At 64.3% G+C, this 18,326-nt stretch carries 19 protein-coding genes; 13 read left to right on the top strand and 6 right to left on the bottom strand.

Annotated elements, in window-relative coordinates; translation table 11 throughout:
* The first annotated feature begins 2 nt into the window (after positions 1-2).
* Positions 3-968 carry a type II secretion system F family protein gene (locus V3H56_RS19295; protein ID WP_042732752.1) on the top strand — a complete coding sequence of 322 codons (966 nt, stop codon included), beginning with the start codon at positions 3-5 and terminating at the stop codon, positions 966-968.
* Positions 969-1,425: 457 nt separating this feature from the next.
* Here the strand turns inward: V3H56_RS19295 and V3H56_RS19290 are convergent, their stop codons facing one another.
* The 5 genes from V3H56_RS19290 to V3H56_RS19270 form a co-directional block, all read right to left on the bottom strand.
* The gene (locus V3H56_RS19290) at positions 1,426-1,698 is read right to left on the bottom strand and encodes a DUF3613 domain-containing protein (RefSeq protein ID WP_042732918.1); all 273 of its coding nucleotides are present in this window, start codon (positions 1,696-1,698) and stop codon (positions 1,426-1,428) included.
* Between the two features lie 22 nt (positions 1,699-1,720).
* The gene (locus V3H56_RS19285; protein WP_123578347.1) at positions 1,721-2,434 is read right to left on the bottom strand and encodes a tetratricopeptide repeat protein; all 714 of its coding nucleotides are present in this window, start codon (positions 2,432-2,434) and stop codon (positions 1,721-1,723) included.
* A gap of 56 nt (positions 2,435-2,490) precedes the next feature.
* Complete coding sequence (locus V3H56_RS19280; RefSeq protein ID WP_042732920.1) at positions 2,491-3,714, bottom strand: type II and III secretion system protein family protein; 1,224 nt, start codon at positions 3,712-3,714, stop codon at positions 2,491-2,493.
* Between the two features lie 442 nt (positions 3,715-4,156).
* A complete protein-coding gene (locus V3H56_RS19275) occupies positions 4,157-4,564 on the bottom strand; it encodes a PA2817 family protein (RefSeq protein ID WP_024776930.1) in 408 nt (135 codons plus the stop codon).
* Positions 4,565-4,704: 140 nt separating this feature from the next.
* Positions 4,705-7,152, bottom strand: coding sequence for an acyl-CoA dehydrogenase (locus V3H56_RS19270; protein WP_338473767.1), 2,448 nt, complete (start codon positions 7,150-7,152; stop codon positions 4,705-4,707).
* Positions 7,153-7,427: 275 nt separating this feature from the next.
* On the opposite strand from V3H56_RS19270, the gene V3H56_RS19265 reads away from it, so the two are divergent.
* The 4 genes from V3H56_RS19265 (at position 7,428) to V3H56_RS19250 (ending at position 10,598) form a co-directional block, all read left to right on the top strand.
* The gene (locus V3H56_RS19265; RefSeq protein WP_042728802.1) at positions 7,428-8,087 is read left to right on the top strand and encodes a transglutaminase family protein; all 660 of its coding nucleotides are present in this window, start codon (positions 7,428-7,430) and stop codon (positions 8,085-8,087) included.
* Between the two features lie 46 nt (positions 8,088-8,133).
* On the top strand, positions 8,134-8,757 hold the full coding sequence (locus tag V3H56_RS19260; protein WP_042728803.1) for a glutathione S-transferase: 624 nt from the start codon (positions 8,134-8,136) through the stop codon (positions 8,755-8,757).
* A 132-nt stretch (positions 8,758-8,889) separates the two neighbouring features.
* Positions 8,890-9,822, top strand: a complete 933-nt coding sequence (locus V3H56_RS19255; RefSeq protein WP_042728804.1) for an ABC transporter ATP-binding protein — start codon at positions 8,890-8,892, stop codon at positions 9,820-9,822.
* Positions 9,819-10,598, top strand: coding sequence for an ABC transporter permease (locus tag V3H56_RS19250; protein ID WP_042728805.1), 780 nt, complete (start codon positions 9,819-9,821; stop codon positions 10,596-10,598). Before V3H56_RS19255 ends, V3H56_RS19250 begins: the two co-directional genes overlap by 4 nt.
* A gap of 134 nt (positions 10,599-10,732) precedes the next feature.
* Here V3H56_RS19250 and V3H56_RS19245 read toward each other — a convergent pair whose 3' ends face one another.
* A complete protein-coding gene (locus V3H56_RS19245) occupies positions 10,733-11,248 on the bottom strand; it encodes a DUF2062 domain-containing protein (RefSeq protein ID WP_042728806.1) in 516 nt (171 codons plus the stop codon).
* A gap of 144 nt (positions 11,249-11,392) precedes the next feature.
* Between V3H56_RS19245 and V3H56_RS19240 the strand changes: the two genes are divergently transcribed.
* From V3H56_RS19240 to murB, 8 genes are all read left to right on the top strand, one after another.
* On the top strand, positions 11,393-13,639 hold the full coding sequence (locus V3H56_RS19240; protein ID WP_338473766.1) for a DNA internalization-related competence protein ComEC/Rec2: 2,247 nt from the start codon (positions 11,393-11,395) through the stop codon (positions 13,637-13,639).
* Positions 13,640-13,734: 95 nt separating this feature from the next.
* Positions 13,735-14,370 (top strand): MotA/TolQ/ExbB proton channel family protein, encoded by a 636-nt coding sequence (locus V3H56_RS19235; RefSeq protein ID WP_161796100.1) that lies wholly within the window; start codon positions 13,735-13,737, stop codon positions 14,368-14,370.
* Positions 14,367-14,795: a biopolymer transporter ExbD gene (locus tag V3H56_RS19230; RefSeq protein ID WP_338473765.1), complete on the top strand. Its 429-nt coding sequence runs from the start codon at positions 14,367-14,369 to the stop codon at positions 14,793-14,795. Before V3H56_RS19235 ends, V3H56_RS19230 begins: the two co-directional genes overlap by 4 nt.
* Positions 14,795-15,805 carry a tetraacyldisaccharide 4'-kinase gene (lpxK, locus tag V3H56_RS19225; RefSeq protein ID WP_047736433.1) on the top strand — a complete coding sequence of 337 codons (1,011 nt, stop codon included), beginning with the start codon at positions 14,795-14,797 and terminating at the stop codon, positions 15,803-15,805. Before V3H56_RS19230 ends, lpxK begins: the two co-directional genes overlap by 1 nt.
* 25 nt (positions 15,806-15,830) lie before the next feature.
* Positions 15,831-16,016, top strand: coding sequence for a Trm112 family protein (locus tag V3H56_RS19220; protein WP_042728811.1), 186 nt, complete (start codon positions 15,831-15,833; stop codon positions 16,014-16,016).
* A complete protein-coding gene (gene kdsB / locus V3H56_RS19215; protein ID WP_042728812.1) occupies positions 16,013-16,777 on the top strand; it encodes a 3-deoxy-manno-octulosonate cytidylyltransferase in 765 nt (254 codons plus the stop codon). Before V3H56_RS19220 ends, kdsB begins: the two co-directional genes overlap by 4 nt.
* Positions 16,777-17,241 carry a low molecular weight protein-tyrosine-phosphatase gene (locus tag V3H56_RS19210; protein ID WP_338473764.1) on the top strand — a complete coding sequence of 155 codons (465 nt, stop codon included), beginning with the start codon at positions 16,777-16,779 and terminating at the stop codon, positions 17,239-17,241. The genes kdsB and V3H56_RS19210 overlap by 1 nt, the downstream gene beginning before the upstream one ends.
* The gene (gene murB, locus V3H56_RS19205; protein ID WP_123578341.1) at positions 17,238-18,257 is read left to right on the top strand and encodes a UDP-N-acetylmuramate dehydrogenase; all 1,020 of its coding nucleotides are present in this window, start codon (positions 17,238-17,240) and stop codon (positions 18,255-18,257) included. Before V3H56_RS19210 ends, murB begins: the two co-directional genes overlap by 4 nt.
* Positions 18,258-18,326: the final 69 nt, after the last annotated feature.

Raw genomic sequence — 18,326 nt, 5'->3', positions numbered from 1 at the left:
TCATGGATTATTTGCTCGGGTTGTTCAGTCGGTTTACCGGGAGCGAGGAACTGGCGCGCCTGTTGTTCATTACTGCGATTGGCGTGAGTACCGTGCTGGCGGCGGTGGCCGTGCTCCTGCTGCTGGTGGGCCTGCAAGACCCGGTGCAGCGGCGCCTGGCGCTGATCAAGCGGGGTTATTCGGGCAGTTCGGCGGCGCAGGAGGCACCGGGTAACCTGCAACTGCTGCTGGAGCGGGTGGGCCAGCGCTTCGCTTCGGCCGACCCGGCCCGCACCTCGGCGACCCAGACCCTGCTGACCCATGCCGGTTACCGCTCTGCATCGGCGGTGCAGGTCTACTGGGCCGTGCGCCTGATGATGCCGCTGGCACTGCTCGGCCTGGCGGTACTGGTGATGCCGTTGATCAAGGTGTCCGGGGTGGTCGTGCTGCTGGCGGTGACGACGGTGACCGGTCTCGGCTGGCTGCTGCCGTCGCTGTATGTCGGCAAGCGCAAGCAGGCGCGCCAGGGCCGGCTGCGTGCCGCGTTCCCGGATGCACTGGACCTGATGGTGGTGTGCGTCGAATCAGGCCTGGCCTTGCCGACGACCATCGAGCGAGTGGCCGAAGAAATGGCGGTCAGCCAGGCCGAACTGGCCGAAGAACTGGCCTTGGTCAACGCGCAGATCCGCGCCGGCATCACCAGCACCGAGGCCCTCCGGCAACTGGCCATGCGCACTGGGCTTGAAGACATCCAGGGGTTGGTCAGCCTGTTGGCGCAGAGCATTCGCTTCGGCACCAGCGTGGCCGATACCTTGCGCATCTATGCCGACGAATTCCGCGACCGGCGCACCCAGGCCGCCGAGGAAATGGGGGCGAAAATTGGCACCAAGCTGATCTTTCCACTGATTTTCTGCCTGTGGCCCAGCTTCTTCCTGGTCGCCATCGGCCCTGCGATGATTGGCGTGTTCAGGGCGTTCGGGAACATGTAGGCGGGTGATCCTTCATTAGCCGAACAGTTGTGGCGAGGGCGCTTGCTCCCGCCGGGCAGCGCAGCGGCCCTCGCTCCTTGGCGGCGGCTGCGCACCCGAGGGGGCAAGCGCCCTCGCCACGGCGTACCTCCTGTTTCCAGGACTCAGCATGCCCCCGTGGCGAGGGGGTTCATCCCCGCTGGGGTGCGCAGCCACCCCTCGATGCCAATCCCCTTCGAACAGATACCCCGAGCGCCCAGGTTCAGGGCCGCTGCGCGCCCAACGGGGATGAATCCCCTCGCTACAAAGTAGAGTGACAACAGACCTATCCCGGCTAAACACAACATGTGGCGAGGGCGCTTGCTCCCGCTCGGGCGGCGCAGCGGCCCTTGCTTTTGGCAGCTGCTGCGCACCCGAGCGGGAGCAAGCGCCCTCGCCACGGTACGGTTTGAAACCTTTGTTCAACCCACCTCGTACTTCATTTGCTGCCGCTGCTGATGTCCCCGCCTGTGTCCTGGTCAAAGAATTCCGGAATGGGATAGTTGAAGCTATTGAGCCAGCGCTGCATGGCCAGTTCGCGCTCGGCGGCCGAGGCGGTCTGCAAGTGGGTGGACGCCACCACGCCGCGGATCTGCAGTTGCATCCAGCTTTCGGTACCTTGCTGGGCTGTCGAGGAGGGGCCCGGGTCGATCGCCCAGGCCGGGGTGGACAGGCACAGCGTGCACACGATCATCAGTTGTTGGGTTTTCATCTCATGGACTCCTCGTCACGCTCTACTTGACCGCGCCGGATGAGGCATCGACGACCTCTTCCAGGCGGTTCGCTTGCGACGTTGCTGCGTTGGGGGCCGAGCCTCTGATTCTTTCGGCGCGGGCCTGGGCGTCCGCGATCTGCTGGGGACTGAGCTTGGCCATGCTTGCCAGTTCGGCCGCCTGCTTCCAGTTGTCCTGGTAGATCAACAGGGTCACCATGTTGAGCGCCGCCAGGGCGTCGGATTGCTGGAGCTCCATGGCGGTCATGAACTCGAAGCGCGCTTGGGGAATGCGTTTCTGATTGAGGTAGACGACCCCCAGGTCATTGCGGATCTTGCCTTCGGTCGGGGCCATTTTCGCGGCCCGCTCCAGGTGCTCCGTGGCGCTCGCGTTGTCGTTCTTGACGGCGGCCAGTTGGCCCAGGCCATGTTCGCCGTCGGCGGCCAGGCAGGTTCCGAGCAGGCTTCTATACAAGGGCTCCGCCTCGCTGCGCCCCATCAGGCGCAATACCCGGGCCTTGCGCAGGCGCACCTGGACCAGGTCCTCGGGCAGGCGTTCCAGGTTCGCCAGGCTGGCGTACAAGCGCCCCTCGTTGGCCATGTCGTCGGCCATGTTGAGGGCCAGCTCCTGATCGGCGCTGGGCTTGGCGCAATGGGACGGGTCCGACGCCACCACGCCATGGCTGGAACAGCCGGCCAGCATCAATGTTGCGGCTACCGCGATTGCTGCTTTCATGGAATATCCCCTCGCAATGGGTTGGACGCCAGGCGCCAGGTACTTAGGGCGCCGGCTCATTGGGAAAGCCCGCTGCGGTTATCGAACTCGCCATGTTCGAGGAAATACATGCGATAGAAATTCGGGTCGTAGTTGCGCAGTTGCTCACCCGGTAATGTCGGCAGTTGTGCATTGGCGGCCAAGGGCTGGACCAGGTGCGGCGTGACGATCATCAACAGCTCGCGTTCCTCGCGGTCGATAGAGTGGTCGCGGAAGAACGCGCCCAGCACCGGGATATCACCCAGCCCCGGAAGCTTGTTCACCTGTGAGCTGTTGCGCGTGCTGATCAGGCCGCTGATGACAAAGCTTTCGCCGTCGGCCAGGGCAATGCTGGTATCGGTACGGCGCACGGTGAGCGCTGGCACCAGGGTCCCGGCGATGTTCACGGCATTGGTGAAATCCAGCTCGCTGACTTCCGGCGCGACCTTCAGGGCGATGCGGTTCTGGCCGATGACAGTGGGGGTCAGGGTCAGGCGAATACCGAACTCCTTGTACTCGATGGACACGTTATCGCTGCCGGAACTGGGCACCGGGATCGGCACTTCGCCGCCGGCCAGGAAACTGGCGCTCTGTCCGCTGAGGGCCACCAGGCTCGGCCGTGCCAGGGTGTAGGCAAAACCGCTGCCCTCCAAGGCATTGATCATCAGCAGGGTTTTACCGGTGGCGAACGACAAGTTGAACATGTCGTTGTTGACCGGCAGGGAAGGGCGCACCACCCCGCCGATGGTGGGCAGGGTCCTCGGCGAGCCGAACAGGAAGTTGCCACGGGTGCCGAACAGCGACGTCGAGGCTTCCTTGAGCTTGGTCCGGCTGACCTCGACGAAACGGATGTCGGTCTGGACCTGGGCAAGCAGCATCGGGTCTTCGGAGGGCACGCTCGCCACGCTGGTCAGCGCGGCCGTGGCCCGACCCTTGACGAAAACCATGCTCTGGCGGGGTATTTTCGAGCAATCCGTCCAGACCATCAGGCTGGTGGCGCCCGGTGCCAGGCCGGTGAGAATGAAAGCGTCACTGCCACTGGGTTGTACATCGGCAATTTTCGGGTCACCCACCGCCAACTTCGTCACGGGGGCGAGGATGCGCAGTTCGTTCTGCAAACCCTGGCCGACCTCGAAGGTCGCTGGCAGGCTGTCTAACTGGGAACAATCGGCGGCAACGGCCTGCGCCGTTTCCAGGCCGAAGCCCATCCAGAACAGACCATGGATAACGTGTTTCAAAGCAAGCGCGGTACGCTGGTTCATAGGATGATCCTCGACAGACTGGCCGTCCCTAGGCTTAACCAATTGCCTCGGATCATCGATGGGCCCGGGCTGCCCCCTATCGCATCACCCGGGACAAGGCCGGGTGGACGAGCGGACGGCTGCAATGGACGGCTCCCTTGAAGGGCAATTTGCCAGCCACCGTGCTCGGTTCTGTTGACGGTAGTTCACCTATGGCAAAGCGCCACGTCAAAAATGAAAAAAACGTCTGAAAAGTGGCGGTGGTGAAATTCATGACAGATTGCGCGTCAATAAACTGTCTTTTTGGTGAGGTGGGGATCTTTGGGAGCGCTTCGCGAGCAGGGGGGCGAGTGGTTATGGGAGCGATCCTGCTCGCCAGCGGGCCCATGACCATCGCCGCCGACAAGCCATAAAAAAAGGCCCGCTGAGTGATCCAGGCGGGCCTTTGTGTGTCACGGCGCAATCAATGCTTGCTGTCCTGGTCGGACATTGCCAGCAACTGCTTTTCCTGGTTCCAGTCGAACGGCTCGTCGTTTTGTTCGGCTTCGAAACGACGCTCCTCCAGGGCCTGGTACAGGTCGATTTCTTCATCGGGCATGTAGTGCAGGCAATCACCGCCGAAGTACCAGAGCAGGTCGCGTGGCACCAGGTGGGCGATCTGTGGATAGCGCACGATCACCTGGCACAAGAGGTCCTGGCCCAGGTACTGGCTTTCGATCGGGTCGACGGGCAACTGGGCACGCAGTTCGTCGAAGCGCTCCAGGAACAGGGCATGGCTTTCTTCGGGAACCTGTTCGGCCTCACCTACGGCGACCAGGATGCTGCGCAAGTGGTCGAGCAGGACAAGATGATCGGCAACGACATTGGACACGAGATAAGTCCTCAAGAGCAAAACGGGCGCAGGAGTATAAAGCCCCCGCGCCGGCTTTTACATGGCCGCGGATCAGTGGGACATCGCGGCGAGGGGCGCCTGCTCCCGCGGGACGGTGCAGCAGGCCCCTCGTCACGGACTCAGCGGACCTTGGCTTCGGCCAGTGTCAGCGCCTCCTTGTCGAAGTCATCCACGTCGATGACCTTGCGCCGCGCCGCTTCGGCCACGCGCAGGGCCTCGGCTTCGCCGGCTTGCAGCACCCCGGCTTGGAGGGCGGCATCGATGAGGGGTTCGCCTGGCGCCGGGTCGAGCTGACCTTGCTTGAGCGCGACGTGGAGTTTTTTCTGCGCCGGATGGGCGGCGCCCAGCAGGTCGGCGGCGTGCTGCAGGGCACCTACCGGATCGTCCGCCGATTGTGGACGGTAGCAACCCTGCAGCAGTTCTTCGAGGGTCGGGTCCCCCTTGGCCCGGCCTATCACCGCGGCCACCTCGGCATCCAACCTGTCGCTCGGGCCCTTGTGGCGACGGCCGAACGGGAACACCACTCCACGCAACAGACAACCCAATACCCGGTTCGGGAAATTGGCCAGCAGTTCGTCCAGCGCACGTTCCGACTGGCCGAGGCTTTCCTCCATGGCCCAGGTGAACAGCGGCGCCATGTGGTCCGGCGAATCCAGGTCGTGGTAGCGCTTGAGTGCCGCGGACGCCAGGTAAAGATTGCTCAACACATCCCCCAGGCGTGCCGACAGTCGTTCACGACGCTTGAGCTCGCCACCCAGCAGCATCATGCTCAGGTCCGCCAGCAGGGCGAATGCCGCCGCCTGCCGGTTGAGGGCGCGGAAGTAGCCCTGGCTCAAGGCATTGCCCGGTGCGTGTTCAAAGCGGCCGAGGCCCAGGTTCAACACCAGCGTGCTGGCGGCATTGCTGATGGCGAAGCCAATGTGCTTGAGCAACAGGCCGTCGAATTCCACCAGGGCCTGGTCCTTGTCCTCACGGGTGGCCAGGGCCATTTCCTTGAGCACGAACGGATGGCAGCGGATGGCGCCCTGGCCGAAGATCATCAGGTTGCGCGAGAGGATGTTCGCGCCTTCGACCGTAATGAAGATCGGCGCCCCTTGCCAGCTGCGGCCCAGGTAGTTGTTCGGGCCCATGATAATGCCCTTGCCACCGTGCACGTCCATGGCGTGGCTGATGCATTCACGACCGCGCTCGGTCAGGTGGTACTTGAGGATCGCCGACAGCACCGAGGGTTTCTCCCCCAGGTCCACGGCGTTGGCGGTCAGCATGCGGGCCGCGTCCATCAGCCAGGCGTTGCCGCCGATGCGCGCCATGGCTTCCTGGATGCCTTCGAACGCTGACAGCGGGACGTTGAACTGCTCGCGCACCTGGGTGTACTGGCCCGTCACCAGGCTGGTGAACTTGGCCGCGCCGGTGCCCACCGCGGGCAGGGAAATCGAACGCCCGACCGACAGGCAGTTCATCAGCATCATCCAGCCTTTGCCGAGCATCGGTTGGCCGCCAATGAGGAAGTCCAGCGGGATGAACACGTCCTTGCCCCAGTTCGGCCCGTTCATGAACGCCGCGCCGAGTGGCAGGTGGCGGCGGCCGATGTGTACGCCCGGGGTGTCGGTGGGGATCAGTGCAAGGCTGATGCCCAGGTCTTCTTCGTCACCCAGCAGGTGGTCGGGGTCGTACGCCTTGAAGGCCAGGCCGAGGAGGGTGGCCACCGGGCCGAGGGTGATGTAGCGCTTTTCCCAGTTCAGGCGCAGGCCCAGGGTTTCCCGGCCTTGCCATTCGCCCTTGCAGATAATGCCGGTGTCGGGCATCGCCCCGGCGTCGGAGCCGGCCAGCGGCCCGGTCAGGGCAAAGCAGGGGATATCGTCGCCCCGGGCCAGCCGTGGCAGGTAGTGGTCGCGTTGTTCATCGGTGCCGTAGTGCAGCAGCAGTTCCGCCGGGCCGAGGGAGTTGGGGACCATCACCGTGGACGCCAGGTCGCCGCTGCGGGTCGCCAGCTTCATCGCCACCTGGGAGTGGGCGTAGGCGGAGAAGCCCTTGCCGCCGTATTCCTTGGGAATGATGAGGGCGAAGAAACCGTGCGTCTTGATATGGGCCCAGGCTTCGGGCGGCAGGTCCATGGCCTGGCCGATCTGCCAGTCACTGACCATCGCGCAGAGTTCTTCCGTCGGGCCGTCGAGGAACGCCTGTTCTTCCTCGGTCAACTGCACCTTGGGGTAGGACAGCAGCAGGTCCCAGTCCGGGCGACCGCTGAACAGTTCGCCGTCCCACCACACCGTGCCGGCGTCGATGGCGTCGCGTTCGGTCTGGGACATGGGCGGCAGGGTTTTCTGGAACCAGTCGAACATCGGCGCGCTGAAATACCGGCGACGCAGGTCTGGCAGCAGCAGGGGAGCCGCGACGGCGGCGAGCATCACCCACAGAACCAGCATCAGCCACCCGGGGGCGCGGCTGAAAATGCCCATGGCCAGCAGGTAGACCGCGACGATGCCCAGTGCGGGCAACGGGGCGGTGCGCCGATGGGCCAGCCAGGCGATCCCGATGACCAGGACCAGTATCCACAACAACAGCATAGGTAATCCTCCGTGAACCAGGGCAAAACCGACCCACAGAGCTTAGACGGCCTCTGCAAAACCGGCGGTCGGCGCGATGTGATTGATTTCGTGGGAAACCCTGGATGCAGTGCGCCAGTCTGGTTGGCAACAGCCGTGGGAAATCGTTCGTTATCCAGGTGAGAAAACGCCATTGTTTGGCCGAAACGTCGTTATCGCTGCAACGGGGCTGTGGATAGACTCGGGTTTTGCCGATGCCAGCCACGATGGCCGGCGTTTCCCGGAGGCCTTCCTGCATGCAGTCCTACCTGACGCCCAGCCGCTTCATCGACAGCGATCATCCACAGGTCATCGCCTTTGCCGAGGCGCATCGCGGTGCCGACCGCGACCCTGTGGCGCAGGCGGTCAACCTTTACTACGCCGTGCGCGAGGCGGTGCGGTACAACCCGTATACCTTCAGTCGCGATCCGGCGACCCTGCGTGCCAGCCATGCGCTGAGCCACGGGGAAAGCTACTGCGTGCCCAAGGCCACGCTGCTCGCCGGCTGTGCCCGGCATTGTGGTATCCCGGCACGCATCGGCCTGGCGGATGTGCGCAACCACCTGTCCACGCCCCGTTTGCTGGCGTTGCTGCGCAGCGACGTGTTCGCCATGCACGGTTACACCGAGCTGTACCTGGACGGCCGCTGGGTCAAGGCCACGCCGGCGTTCAACCAGGGCTTGTGCGAGCTGTTCGACGTCGCGCCGCTGGAGTTCGATGGCCGCCACGACAGCGTTTTCCACCCGTTCAATCGCCAAGGCGCGAAGCTGATGGAATACATCACCGACCATGGGCAGTTCGCCGATGTCCCCGAAGCGTTCTTTTTCGAGCACCTGGAGAAATGTTATCCACACTTGTTCGGCGATCAGGCGCCGTCCTTGCTCGGCGATATGCGGGACGATTTGAGTCGCGGCTGATCCGGCGTATGCTGCTGCGGCACTTTGTCCATTGAAGGAAACCGTGATGCTGAAGATCTGGGGTCGCAAGAATTCGTCGAACGTGCGCAAGGCGCTCTGGTGTGCCGAAGAGCTGGGGCTGGCCTACGAGGCCATCGATGCGGGCGGCGCTTTTGGCGTGGTGGACACGCCTGAGTACCGGGCGAAGAACCCCAACGGCCGCGTGCCCATGATCGAGGATGACGGTTTCGTGCTGTGGGAATCCAACACCATCGTGCGCTACCTGCTGGCCCGCCACGCGCCGGATTCGGCCTGGTACCCGGCCGATGCCCAGGCACGGGCCGCCGCCGAGAAATGGATGGACTGGACCACTTCGTCCTTTGCCGCACCGTTTCGGACGGTGTTCTGGGGCGTGCTGCGCACCCCGGCCGAGCAACAGGACTGGCCTGCCATCCATGCGGCTATCAAGGAATGCAACGCTTTGCTGGCGATGGCCGACCGTGCATTGGGCGAGCAGCCTTATTTGAGCGGCGCGCAGATCGGCATGGGCGACATTCCCTTGGGCAGCTTCATTTATGCCTGGTTCGAAATGCCCATCGAGCGGGCTGCCTGGCCGAATCTGGAAGCCTGGTACCAGCAGTTGAAACAGCGTCCGGCCTACCGCAAGGCGGTCATGACCGCGTTGACTTAATACTTACTATCGACACGCGTGACTGTACTTGTGCGGCGACGCCCAGCACCATGGCCATCGTGCGCCGTGGTTGTTTTGCTCGCCGCGCGCCCTCATGTACTTCTTTCTTCCCTTCTTGGTGCGTAATCCGATATGAGTTCCGCTCTGTCCATCCGGCAGCTAACCAAAACCTACGGCAACGGTTTCCAGGCCCTGAGTGGTATCGATCTGGACGTCGCCGAAGGCGATTTCTTTGCCTTGCTCGGTCCTAACGGCGCCGGCAAATCCACCACCATCGGCATTCTTTCCACGTTGGTGAACAAGACCAGCGGCACGGTGAATGTCTTCGGCCATGACCTGGACCGCGAGCCCGCCGCCCTCAAGCGTTGCATTGGCGTGGTGCCCCAGGAGTTCAACTTCAACCAGTTCGAGAAGACCTTCGACATCGTCGTGACCCAGGCCGGTTACTACGGCATCCCGCCGAAGATCGCCAACGAGCGCGCCGAGCAGTACCTGACCCAGCTGGGGTTGTGGGACAAGCGCGACGTGCCGTCCCGTTCGTTGTCCGGCGGCATGAAGCGCCGCCTGATGATTGCCCGCGCGCTGGTGCATGAGCCACGCCTGCTGATCCTCGACGAACCGACGGCGGGGGTGGACATCGAGCTGCGTCGTTCGATGTGGACCTTCCTGACCGAGCTGAACCAGAAAGGCATCACCATCATCCTGACCACCCATTACCTGGAAGAGGCCGAGCAGTTGTGCCGCAACATCGGCATCATCGACCACGGCACCATCGTCGAGAACACCAGCATGCGGCAGTTGCTCGGCCAACTGCATGTGGAAACCTTTGTGCTGGACCTCAAGCACGACCTGAAGGCCGCGCCCCAGCTCACTGGTTACCCTGCGCGCCTGGTCGACAGCCATACCCTGGAGGTCCAGGTGGACAAGGCCGTCGGCATCACCGGGCTGTTCGGCCAGTTGGCCTTGCAGAACATCGAAGTGCAGAGCCTGCGCAACAAGACCAATCGCCTCGAGGAGTTGTTCGTGTCCCTGGTGGAGAAAAACCTGGCGAAGGTGGCGGTATGAGTTCCGAACTGCGCCCCAACCTGATTGCCCTCAATACCATCGTCTACCGTGAAGTGCGGCGCTTCATGCGCATCTGGCCGCAGACCCTGCTGCCGCCGGCGATCACCATGGTTCTGTACTTCGTGATCTTCGGCAACCTGATCGGCCGGCAGATCGGCGACATGGGTGGCTTCACCTACATGGACTACATCGTGCCGGGGCTGATCATGATGTCGGTGATCACCAACTCCTACGGCAACGTGGTGTCGAGCTTCTTCGGCAGCAAGTTCCAGCGTTCGATCGAAGAGCTGATGGTCTCGCCGGTCTCCCCCCACACGATCCTTATCGGCTACACCTTGGGCGGCGTCCTGCGTGGCCTGGCAGTGGGGTTGATCGTGACGCTGCTGTCGCTGTTCTTTACCCATCTGCAGGTGCATCACCTGGGGGTGACGGTCCTGGTGGTGGTGCTCACGGCGACGATCTTTTCGCTGCTGGGCTTCATCAACGCGGTGTTCGCGCGCAACTTCGATGACATCTCCATCATCCCGACGTTCGTGCTCACGCCGTTGACCTACCTGGGCGGGGTGTTCTATTCGATTTCCCTGTTGCCGCCGTTCTGGCAGACCGTTTCCCTGGCCAACCCGGTGCTGCACATGGTCAACGCCTTCCGCTACGGCATCCTGGGGGTTTCCGACATCAAGATCAGCATTGCGATCACCTTCATGCTGGTGGCCACTGTGGTGCTGTACATCGGTTGCTCGCGGTTGCTGGTCAGCGGGCGCGGCATGCGCACCTGACCCACAAGGGGGCTGTAGGCAAAAAATGACGCCGGCGCCACTCCCCTTGTGGGAGCCAGCCTGCTCGCGAAGGCGTCAGCCAGCACGCCCCAAAAAAAAGGGCCTCCAGCAATGAAGGCCCTTTTTTTCCCCCTTCACATCCGGCTTTTCTTGCGCCGTTTCCACTGCCGGGTCACCCACCAGCGCCAGTAACTCATGGTGACGAAGTAGGCCAGGGCGCCGAGCACCAGGCCGGTGACCACCGAACCGAGCAGGAACGGCTGCCACAAGGTCGACAACTGGCCACTGATCCATTCCCAGGTCAGTTCTTCCGGCAGCGTCCGGGCAGGTACGTCCATCAGCCAGGCGCCGGTCTGGTAGGTGCAGAAGAACACCGCCGGCATGGTGATCGGATTGGTCAGCCACACCAGGCTTACGGCAATCGGCATGTTGCCGCGTACCGCGACGGCCAGTGCGGCAGCCAGCAGCATTTGCAAGGGAATGGGCAGGAATGCGGCGAACAGGCCGACGGCCATGGCGCGCGCGACGGAGTGACGGTTGAGGTGCCAGAGGTTGGGGTCATGCAGCAAGGTGCCGAGAAAGCGTAAGGATTTGTGTTCCCGGATGCTCTGCGGGTCAGGCATGTAACGTTTGAATAGGCGCCGGGGCATAAGGCTTCTCGGTCGGTTCAAAGCAGTAAGGCGGCAAGTATGTCCGGATTCTACGGTTGGCAGATTCAGACTTTGTGACAATTGATAACGCCCGGGGTGCCGCACAACGGCTAAGCCTTGAGAGGGCACTCTCAAGGACGGGTCATGCGCACAGGATTGGTCGCGCTTGCGCTGGGGCTGGTGGCCCCGGTTTTTTTCCCGGCGTTGCCGCCGCCGTGGCTGATGGTGGCGCTGCCGGTGCTGGCACTGATGGCCGTGCCGTTTCGAACCTACCCGCTGGGCTTCTTCCTGGGCGGATTGGCCTGGGCCTGTCTGTCGGCGCAGTGTGCGCTGGACGATCGGTTGCCTGCCGCGCTGGAGGGAGAAACCCGTTGGGTCGAAGGGCGTGTCGTCGGCTTGCCGCAATACAGCGACGGCGTGGTGCGCTTCGAACTGGCCGATGCCCATGGTCGTCGCGACCGGTTGCCGGCGTTGATGCGCCTCGCCTGGTTCGGTGGGCCGCCGGTCAGCAGTGGCGAGCGTTGGCGATTGGCGGTCAAGCTCAAGCGGCCCGCCGGGCTGCTGAACCCTCACGGTTTCGACTATCAGGCCTGGCTGTTGAGCCGGGGCATCGGCGCCACCGGAACCATCAAGGACGGTCGCCTGCTGCAGCCGGCTCAGGGCGCTTGGCGTGACGGGGTGCGCCAGGCGCTGGCGCGGGTCGATGCCCAGGGCCGCTCCGGTGCGCTGATGGCCTTGGTGCTGGGGGATGGTGCCGGGTTGAGCCGCGAAGACTGGCGGGCGTTGCAAGACACCGGCACGGTTCATCTGCTGGTGATCTCCGGGCAACATATTGGCCTGCTCGCCGGCCTGGTGTACCTGATGGTGGCGGGTGCGGCGCGCCATGGCTTGTGGCCGGCAAGGCTGCCATGGTTGCCCTGGGCCTGCGGCCTGGCCTTCATGGCGGCGCTGGGCTACGGCTTGCTGGCTGGGTTCGAGGTGCCGGTGCGGCGGGCCTGCGCGATGATCGGCCTGGTGTTGCTGTGGCGCTTGCGCTTCAAGCCTGCGGCCTCCTGGTGGGCCTGGTTGCTGGCGTTCGACGGGGTGCTGTTGTTCGATCCGCTGGCCTGCCTGCGGCCCGGATTCTGGCTGTCGTTCGCCGCCGTCGCGATCCTGATGTTCACCTTTGGCGGCCGCCTGGGGCCCTGGCGCTGGTGGCAGACCTGGACTCGCGCCCAATGGCTGGTTGCGCTCGGCCTGTGTCCGTTGCTGTTGATCCTGGGGTTGCCGGTGAGCCTCAGCGGGCCGCTGGCGAACCTGCTGGCGGTGCCCTGGATCAGCCTGCTGGTGCTGCCGCCGGCATTGCTCGGCACGCTGTTGTTGCCGGTGCCGTTCGTGGGCGAGGGCCTGCTATGGATCGCCGGTGGGCTGCTCGACGTGTGGTTCAGGGGGCTGGCGTGGGTGGCCGGGCAACTGCCCGCCTGGACCCCGGCGGCGGTTCCGCCGTGGGCCTTGGGCATCGCCGCCCTCGGTGCGTTTGTGCTGCTGTTGCCCAAGGGCGTGCCGCTGCGTCTTTTGGGTTGGCCAATGTTGAGCTTGATGGTCTTTGCACCGCGGGAAAACCTGCCGCACGGGCAGGCCGAAATCTGGCAACTGGACGTGGGCCAGGGGCTGGCGGTGCTGGTGCGTACCCATGGCCATGCCTTGCTTTATGACGCCGGGCCACGCTGGGGCGACGCCGATGCGGGCGAGCGTGTCGTGCTGCCCACCTTGCGCAAGCTGGGGGTGCGCGAATTGGACCTGATGCTGCTCAGCCATGCCGATGCCGATCATGCCGGTGGTGCCCTGGCGGTGCGCAACGGGCTGCCCACCCGGCAGCTGATCAGCGGCGATCCCGACGCGCTGCCCGAGGCGTTGCACGCCGGGCCTTGTGACAGTGGCCAGCGCTGGGAGTGGGACGGGGTCGGTTTCGCGCTGTGGCAATGGTCATCGGCCGAGGACAGCAACCAGAAGTCCTGCGTGTTGCGGGTGGAGGCGGGCGGCGAGCGCTTGCTGTTGACCGGCGACATCGACCGACATGCCGAGCGCGCCTTGCTCGATGGCCCCCTGGCGGTGCCGATCCACTGGCTGGCCGCCCCTCATCATGGCAGCCGCAGCTCATCGTCGATGGCGCTGCTGGCACGTCTCAAGCCTCACTCGGTGCTGATTTCCCGCGGACAGGGCAATGCCTTCGGCCATCCACATCCCCAGGTGATGGCCCGTTACCGCCGGGCGGGGATGACGATCTACGACAGCGCCGAACAGGGTGCCATTCGTCTGCAACTGGGGGCCTTCGCCCGGCCGCGTACCGAGGCCGGGCATCGCCGCTACTGGCGTGATCCACTGCCCGCCGGCCCCCCGGGCCGACATTGATCCAGCGCAAACGGGCAAGCGCCTATCGGCGAGTCGGGTCTTCCAAGGCGAGTCTGTGTGATAAAGTGGCGCACTTTTTCGAGGGGGCAGTCACTGTGTGGGAATTGGTCAAATCCGGCGGCTGGATGATGTTGCCGATCATTCTGAGTTCCATCGCGGCACTGGGTATCGTTGCCGAACGCCTGTGGACCCTGCGGGCCAGCCGTGTGACCCCGGAGCATCTGCTCGGGCAGGTCTGGGTCTGGATCAAGGACAAGCAACTGAACAAGGACAAGCTCAAGGAACTGCGCGCCAGTTCGCCCCTGGGGGAAATCCTCGCCGCCGGCCTGGCGAACTCCAAGCATGGTCGCGAGATCATGAAGGAGTGCATCGAGGAAGCCGCCGCCCGGGTCATCCATGAGCTGGAGCGCTACATCAATGCCCTGGGCACCATTGCCGCCATGTCTCCGTTGCTGGGCCTGCTGGGTACGGTGCTGGGCATGATCGATATCTTCAGCGCCTTCACCGGCTCCGGCATGACCACCAACGCCGCCGTGCTGGCGGGGGGCATCTCCAAGGCGCTGATCACCACTGCTGCCGGCCTGATGGTGGGTATCCCGTCAGTGTTTTTCCATCGCTTCCTGCAACGGCGCGTCGACGAGCTCGTGGTGGGCATGGAGCAGGAGGCCATCAAGCTGGTCGAGGTGGTGCAGGGTGACCGTGATGTAGACCTGGCCGGGGACAAGAAGTGAAATTCCGCCGCAAACCCCGGGAAAACATCGAGATCAACCTGGCGTCGCTGATCGACGTGGTGTTCATCCTGCTGCTGTTTTTCGTCGTGACCACCACCTTCACCCGGGAAACCCAGCTCAAGGTCGAATTGCCGCAGGCCGTCAGTGGCTCGCCGGCCGAGGACCAGCAGCTGAAGAACCTGGAAGTCACCATCAGCGCCGAAGGCGCGTTCTCGGTGAACAACCAGTTGTTGCCCAAGAGTGATTTGTCGAGCCTGATCGACGCCTTGCAGAAGGAGTCCGGCGGCGACACCAACCTGCCGCTGTCCATCAGCGCCGACGGCAAGACCCCGCATCAATCGGTGATCACCGCGATGGATGCGGCCGGCAAGCTCGGCTTCAGTCATCTGCGCATGACCACCGTCGAGGCGGCGCCCGCACCCTGATGGCCATGTCCGATCGTTTGCTTGCCGCCTGGTACCAGGGGCATCCGGCCCTGGCGCTGCTCCGGCCGTTGGAATGGTTGTACCGGCGGGTGGTGGTGCGCAAGCGCGAGCGCTTCCTGGCCGGTGACGGCCCGATCTACCAACCGCCCGTGCCGCTGGTGGTGGTCGGCAATATCACGGTCGGCGGGACCGGCAAGACGCCCATGATTCTGTGGCTGATCCAGCATTGCCAGCGCAGCGGCCTGCGGGTTGGCGTGGTGAGCCGGGGCTACGGCGCCCAGCCGCCGCAATTGCCCTGGCGGGTCGAAGCCAGCCAGGGCGCCGACGTGGCCGGCGATGAGCCGCTGTTGATCGTCCAGCGCACCGGCGTGCCACTGATGATCGACCCGCAGCGCAGCCGCGCGGTCCAGGCGCTGTTGGAAACCGAACCGCTGGACCTGATCCTGTCCGACGACGGCATGCAGCATTACCGGATGGCCCGGGACCTCGAACTGGTGCTGATCGACAACGCCCGCGGCCTGGGCAACCGCCGGTGCCTGCCTGCCGGGCCGTTGCGCGAACCGGTCGAGCGCCTGCAATCGGTCGACGCCGTGCTGTACAACGGCGCTAGTGCGGATCGCGACGACGGCTTCGCCTTTGAACTGCGGCCCACCGCCCTGGTGAACCTGGCCAGCGGCGAGCGGCGCGACCTCGACCATTTCCCGCCCGGCCAGGCGGTGCACGCAGTGGCTGGCATCGGCAATCCCCAGCGTTTCTTCAAGACCCTCGAAACGCTACACTGGCGACCCATACCGCACGGGTTTGCCGACCATGCCCAGTACAGTGCCCAGGCCCTGGACTTCTCGCCTGCGCTGCCATTGGTCATGACGGAAAAGGACGCGGTCAAATGCCGCGCCTTCGCCGGCCCGCACTGGTGGTACCTGGCGGTGGATGCTGCGCCGTCGCCGGCCTTCGCGGCCTGGTTCGACACCCAGCTGATGCGCCTGTTGCCGGATCGCCTTTTGCCTTAAACACCTTTTACCCAAGGGAATTTCCATGGACACCAAACTGCTCGATATCCTGGCCTGCCCGGTCTGCAAGGGTCCGCTCAAGCTCAGCGCCGACAAGACCGAACTGATCAGCAAGGGCGCTGGCCTGGCCTATCCGATTCGTGATGGCATCCCGGTGATGCTCGAAAGCGAAGCCCGCACCCTGAGCACCGACGAGCGCCTGGATAAATGACCACCGCCTTCACCGTTGTCATCCCATCGCGCTTCGCCTCGACGCGCCTGCCCGGCAAACCGTTGCTGGCGATCGCCGGCAAGCCGATGATCCAGCATGTCTGGGAACAGGCTTGCAAAAGCAGCGCCCAGCGCGTGGTGGTGGCGACTGACGATGCGCGCATCGTCGAGGCCTGCAAGGGGTTTGGCGCCGAGGTCGTGCTGACGCGCGAGGACCACAACTCCGGCACCGATCGCCTGGCGGAAGTCGCGGTGAAGCTGGGTCTGGAACCGGAAGCCATCGTGGTCAACGTGCAGGGTGACGAGCCGTTGATCCCGCCCAGCGTGATCGATCAGGTCGCCGCCAACCTCGCGGCCCACACCGAGGCGCGCATGGCGACCCTGGCCGAGCCGATCGAGGATGTGCAAGCCTTGTTCAACCCCAACGTGGTCAAGGTGGTCAGCGACCTCAACGGCCTAGCCCTGACCTTCAGCCGCGCGACATTGCCATGGGCCCGCGATGCATTCGCCCAGAGCCGCGACGTGATGCCCGAAGGCGTCCCGTACCGTCGCCACATCGGCATCTATGCCTACCGCGCCGGCTTCCTCCAGGACTTCGTCGCCTGGGGCCCGTGCTGGCTGGAAAACACCGAGGCGCTGGAGCAATTGCGTGCCTTGTGGCATGGCGTGCGGATCCATGTCGCCGATGCGCTGATCGCCCCGCCGACCGGTGTCGACACCCCGCAAGACCTCGAACGCGTTCGTCGCCTGCTGGAGGCCTGATGCGGGTCCTGTTCGTCTGTCTCGGCAATATCTGCCGTTCGCCCACCGCCGAAGGCATCCTGCGGCACAAGTTGCGCGAGGCCGGGCTGGCCGGCCAGGTCGAAGTCGCCTCTGCCGGTACCGGCGACTGGCATGTCGGCAAGGCCCCGGACAAACGCAGCCAGGCCGCTGCCTTGCGCCGGGGTTACGACTTGTCGGCCCAGCGGGCCCAGCAGGTGACTCGCGCCGACTTCGCCACCTATGACCTGATCCTGGCCATGGACAACAGCAACCTGCGCAACCTCAAGGCCCTGCAACCGGCCAACGGCAGGGCCGAACTGGACCTGTTCCTGCGCCGCTACGAAGCGGAACTGGACGAGGTGCCGGACCCGTACTACGACGGCGAACAGGGCTTCGAGCAGGTGCTGGACTTGATCGAGCAGGCCACTGATCGCCTGGTGATCGAATTGAAGGGACGGTTATGACCTTGCAGATACAGGCCGGCGTCAGCCTCAAGCCGTTCAACAGTTTCGGCGTCGATGTGACGGCGCGCCTGTTCGCCGAGGCCCACGACGATGGCGATGTCCGCGAGGCCCTGGCCTATGCCCGTGAGCACGAGGTGCCGCTGCTGGTGATTGGCGGCGGCAGCAACCTGCTGCTGACCGGTGACATTGACGCCCTGGTGCTGCGCATGGCCAGCCGGGGGGTTCGCTTGCTCAGCGATGACGGCGAGCGGGTGGTGGTCGAAGCCGAAGCCGGGGAACCCTGGCATCCCTTCGTCCAGTACACGCTGGCGCAGGGCTGGTCGGGCCTGGAAAACCTCAGCTTGATTCCCGGCACCGTTGGCGCGGCCCCGATGCAGAACATCGGCGCCTATGGCGTGGAGATCAAGGACGTGTTTGCCGGCCTCACGGCGCTCGACCGCCATACCGGCCAGCAACGCGAGTTCAGCCTCGAAGAGTGTCGTTTCGCCTACCGCGACAGCCTGTTCAAGCAACAGGCCGGGCGCTGGTTGATCCTGCGGGTGCGTTTTGCCCTCAGTCGCGCCGCCCACCTGCACCTGGAATACGGTCCGGTCCGCCAGCGGTTGACCGAGCAAGGCATCGACCAGGCAACGCCCATGGATGTGAGCCGGGCGATTTGCAGTATCCGCAGCGAAAAACTCCCGGACCCGGCGGTGCTGGGGAACGCCGGCAGTTTCTTCAAGAACCCGCTGGTGCCGGCCGAGCACGTTGCGCAACTCAAGGTGCAGTACCCGGACCTGGTGGCTTATCCACAGCCCGAAGGGCAGTTGAAAATCGCCGCTGGGTGGCTGATCGAGCGGGCCGGCTGGAAAGGTTTTCGCGAGGGCGACGCCGGAGTGCATGCGTTGCAGGCGCTGGTGCTGGTCAACTATGGAGCCGCCACGGGGCCGCAACTGCTGGACCTGGCCCTGCGTATCCAGAAGGACATCGCCGAGCGGTTCCAGGTCGAGCTGGAAATGGAACCCAACCGGTACTGAACCTGTCATTTGTAATCATCTGAAAACGCCCTGTCCCATCGCGCACATGGATCATTTGTGCAGGATTGT

The sequence above is a fragment of the Pseudomonas sp. MS646 genome (assembly GCF_036693845.1).
GTDB classification, from domain to species: Bacteria; Pseudomonadota; Gammaproteobacteria; order Pseudomonadales; family Pseudomonadaceae; genus Aquipseudomonas; species Aquipseudomonas chlororaphis_E.
The sequence above is the reverse complement of the archived record's forward strand: the minus strand, read 5'-3'. Positions and strand labels throughout refer to the sequence as shown.

What these genes read in the sequence shown, in the direction of transcription:
- V3H56_RS19295 (WP_042732752.1), top strand. Translation starts at nt 3, where the DNA reads ATGGATTATTTGCTCGGGTTGTTCAGTCGGTTTACCGGGAGCGAGGAA.
- V3H56_RS19290 (WP_042732918.1), bottom strand. Translation starts at nt 1,698, where the DNA reads ATGAAAACCCAACAACTGATGATCGTGTGCACGCTGTGCCTGTCCACC.
- V3H56_RS19285 (WP_123578347.1), bottom strand. Translation starts at nt 2,434, where the DNA reads ATGAAAGCAGCAATCGCGGTAGCCGCAACATTGATGCTGGCCGGCTGT.
- V3H56_RS19280 (WP_042732920.1), bottom strand. Translation starts at nt 3,714, where the DNA reads ATGAACCAGCGTACCGCGCTTGCTTTGAAACACGTTATCCATGGTCTG.
- V3H56_RS19270 (WP_338473767.1), bottom strand. Translation starts at nt 7,152, where the DNA reads ATGCTGTTGTTGTGGATACTGGTCCTGGTCATCGGGATCGCCTGGCTG.
- V3H56_RS19265 (WP_042728802.1), top strand. Translation starts at nt 7,428, where the DNA reads ATGCAGTCCTACCTGACGCCCAGCCGCTTCATCGACAGCGATCATCCA.
- V3H56_RS19260 (WP_042728803.1), top strand. Translation starts at nt 8,134, where the DNA reads ATGCTGAAGATCTGGGGTCGCAAGAATTCGTCGAACGTGCGCAAGGCG.
- V3H56_RS19255 (WP_042728804.1), top strand. Translation starts at nt 8,890, where the DNA reads ATGAGTTCCGCTCTGTCCATCCGGCAGCTAACCAAAACCTACGGCAAC.
- V3H56_RS19250 (WP_042728805.1), top strand. Translation starts at nt 9,819, where the DNA reads ATGAGTTCCGAACTGCGCCCCAACCTGATTGCCCTCAATACCATCGTC.
- V3H56_RS19245 (WP_042728806.1), bottom strand. Translation starts at nt 11,248, where the DNA reads ATGCCCCGGCGCCTATTCAAACGTTACATGCCTGACCCGCAGAGCATC.
- V3H56_RS19240 (WP_338473766.1), top strand. Translation starts at nt 11,393, where the DNA reads ATGCGCACAGGATTGGTCGCGCTTGCGCTGGGGCTGGTGGCCCCGGTT.
- lpxK (WP_047736433.1), top strand. Translation starts at nt 14,795, where the DNA reads ATGGCCATGTCCGATCGTTTGCTTGCCGCCTGGTACCAGGGGCATCCG.
- V3H56_RS19220 (WP_042728811.1), top strand. Translation starts at nt 15,831, where the DNA reads ATGGACACCAAACTGCTCGATATCCTGGCCTGCCCGGTCTGCAAGGGT.
- kdsB (WP_042728812.1), top strand. Translation starts at nt 16,013, where the DNA reads ATGACCACCGCCTTCACCGTTGTCATCCCATCGCGCTTCGCCTCGACG.
- V3H56_RS19210 (WP_338473764.1), top strand. Translation starts at nt 16,777, where the DNA reads ATGCGGGTCCTGTTCGTCTGTCTCGGCAATATCTGCCGTTCGCCCACC.
- murB (WP_123578341.1), top strand. Translation starts at nt 17,238, where the DNA reads ATGACCTTGCAGATACAGGCCGGCGTCAGCCTCAAGCCGTTCAACAGT.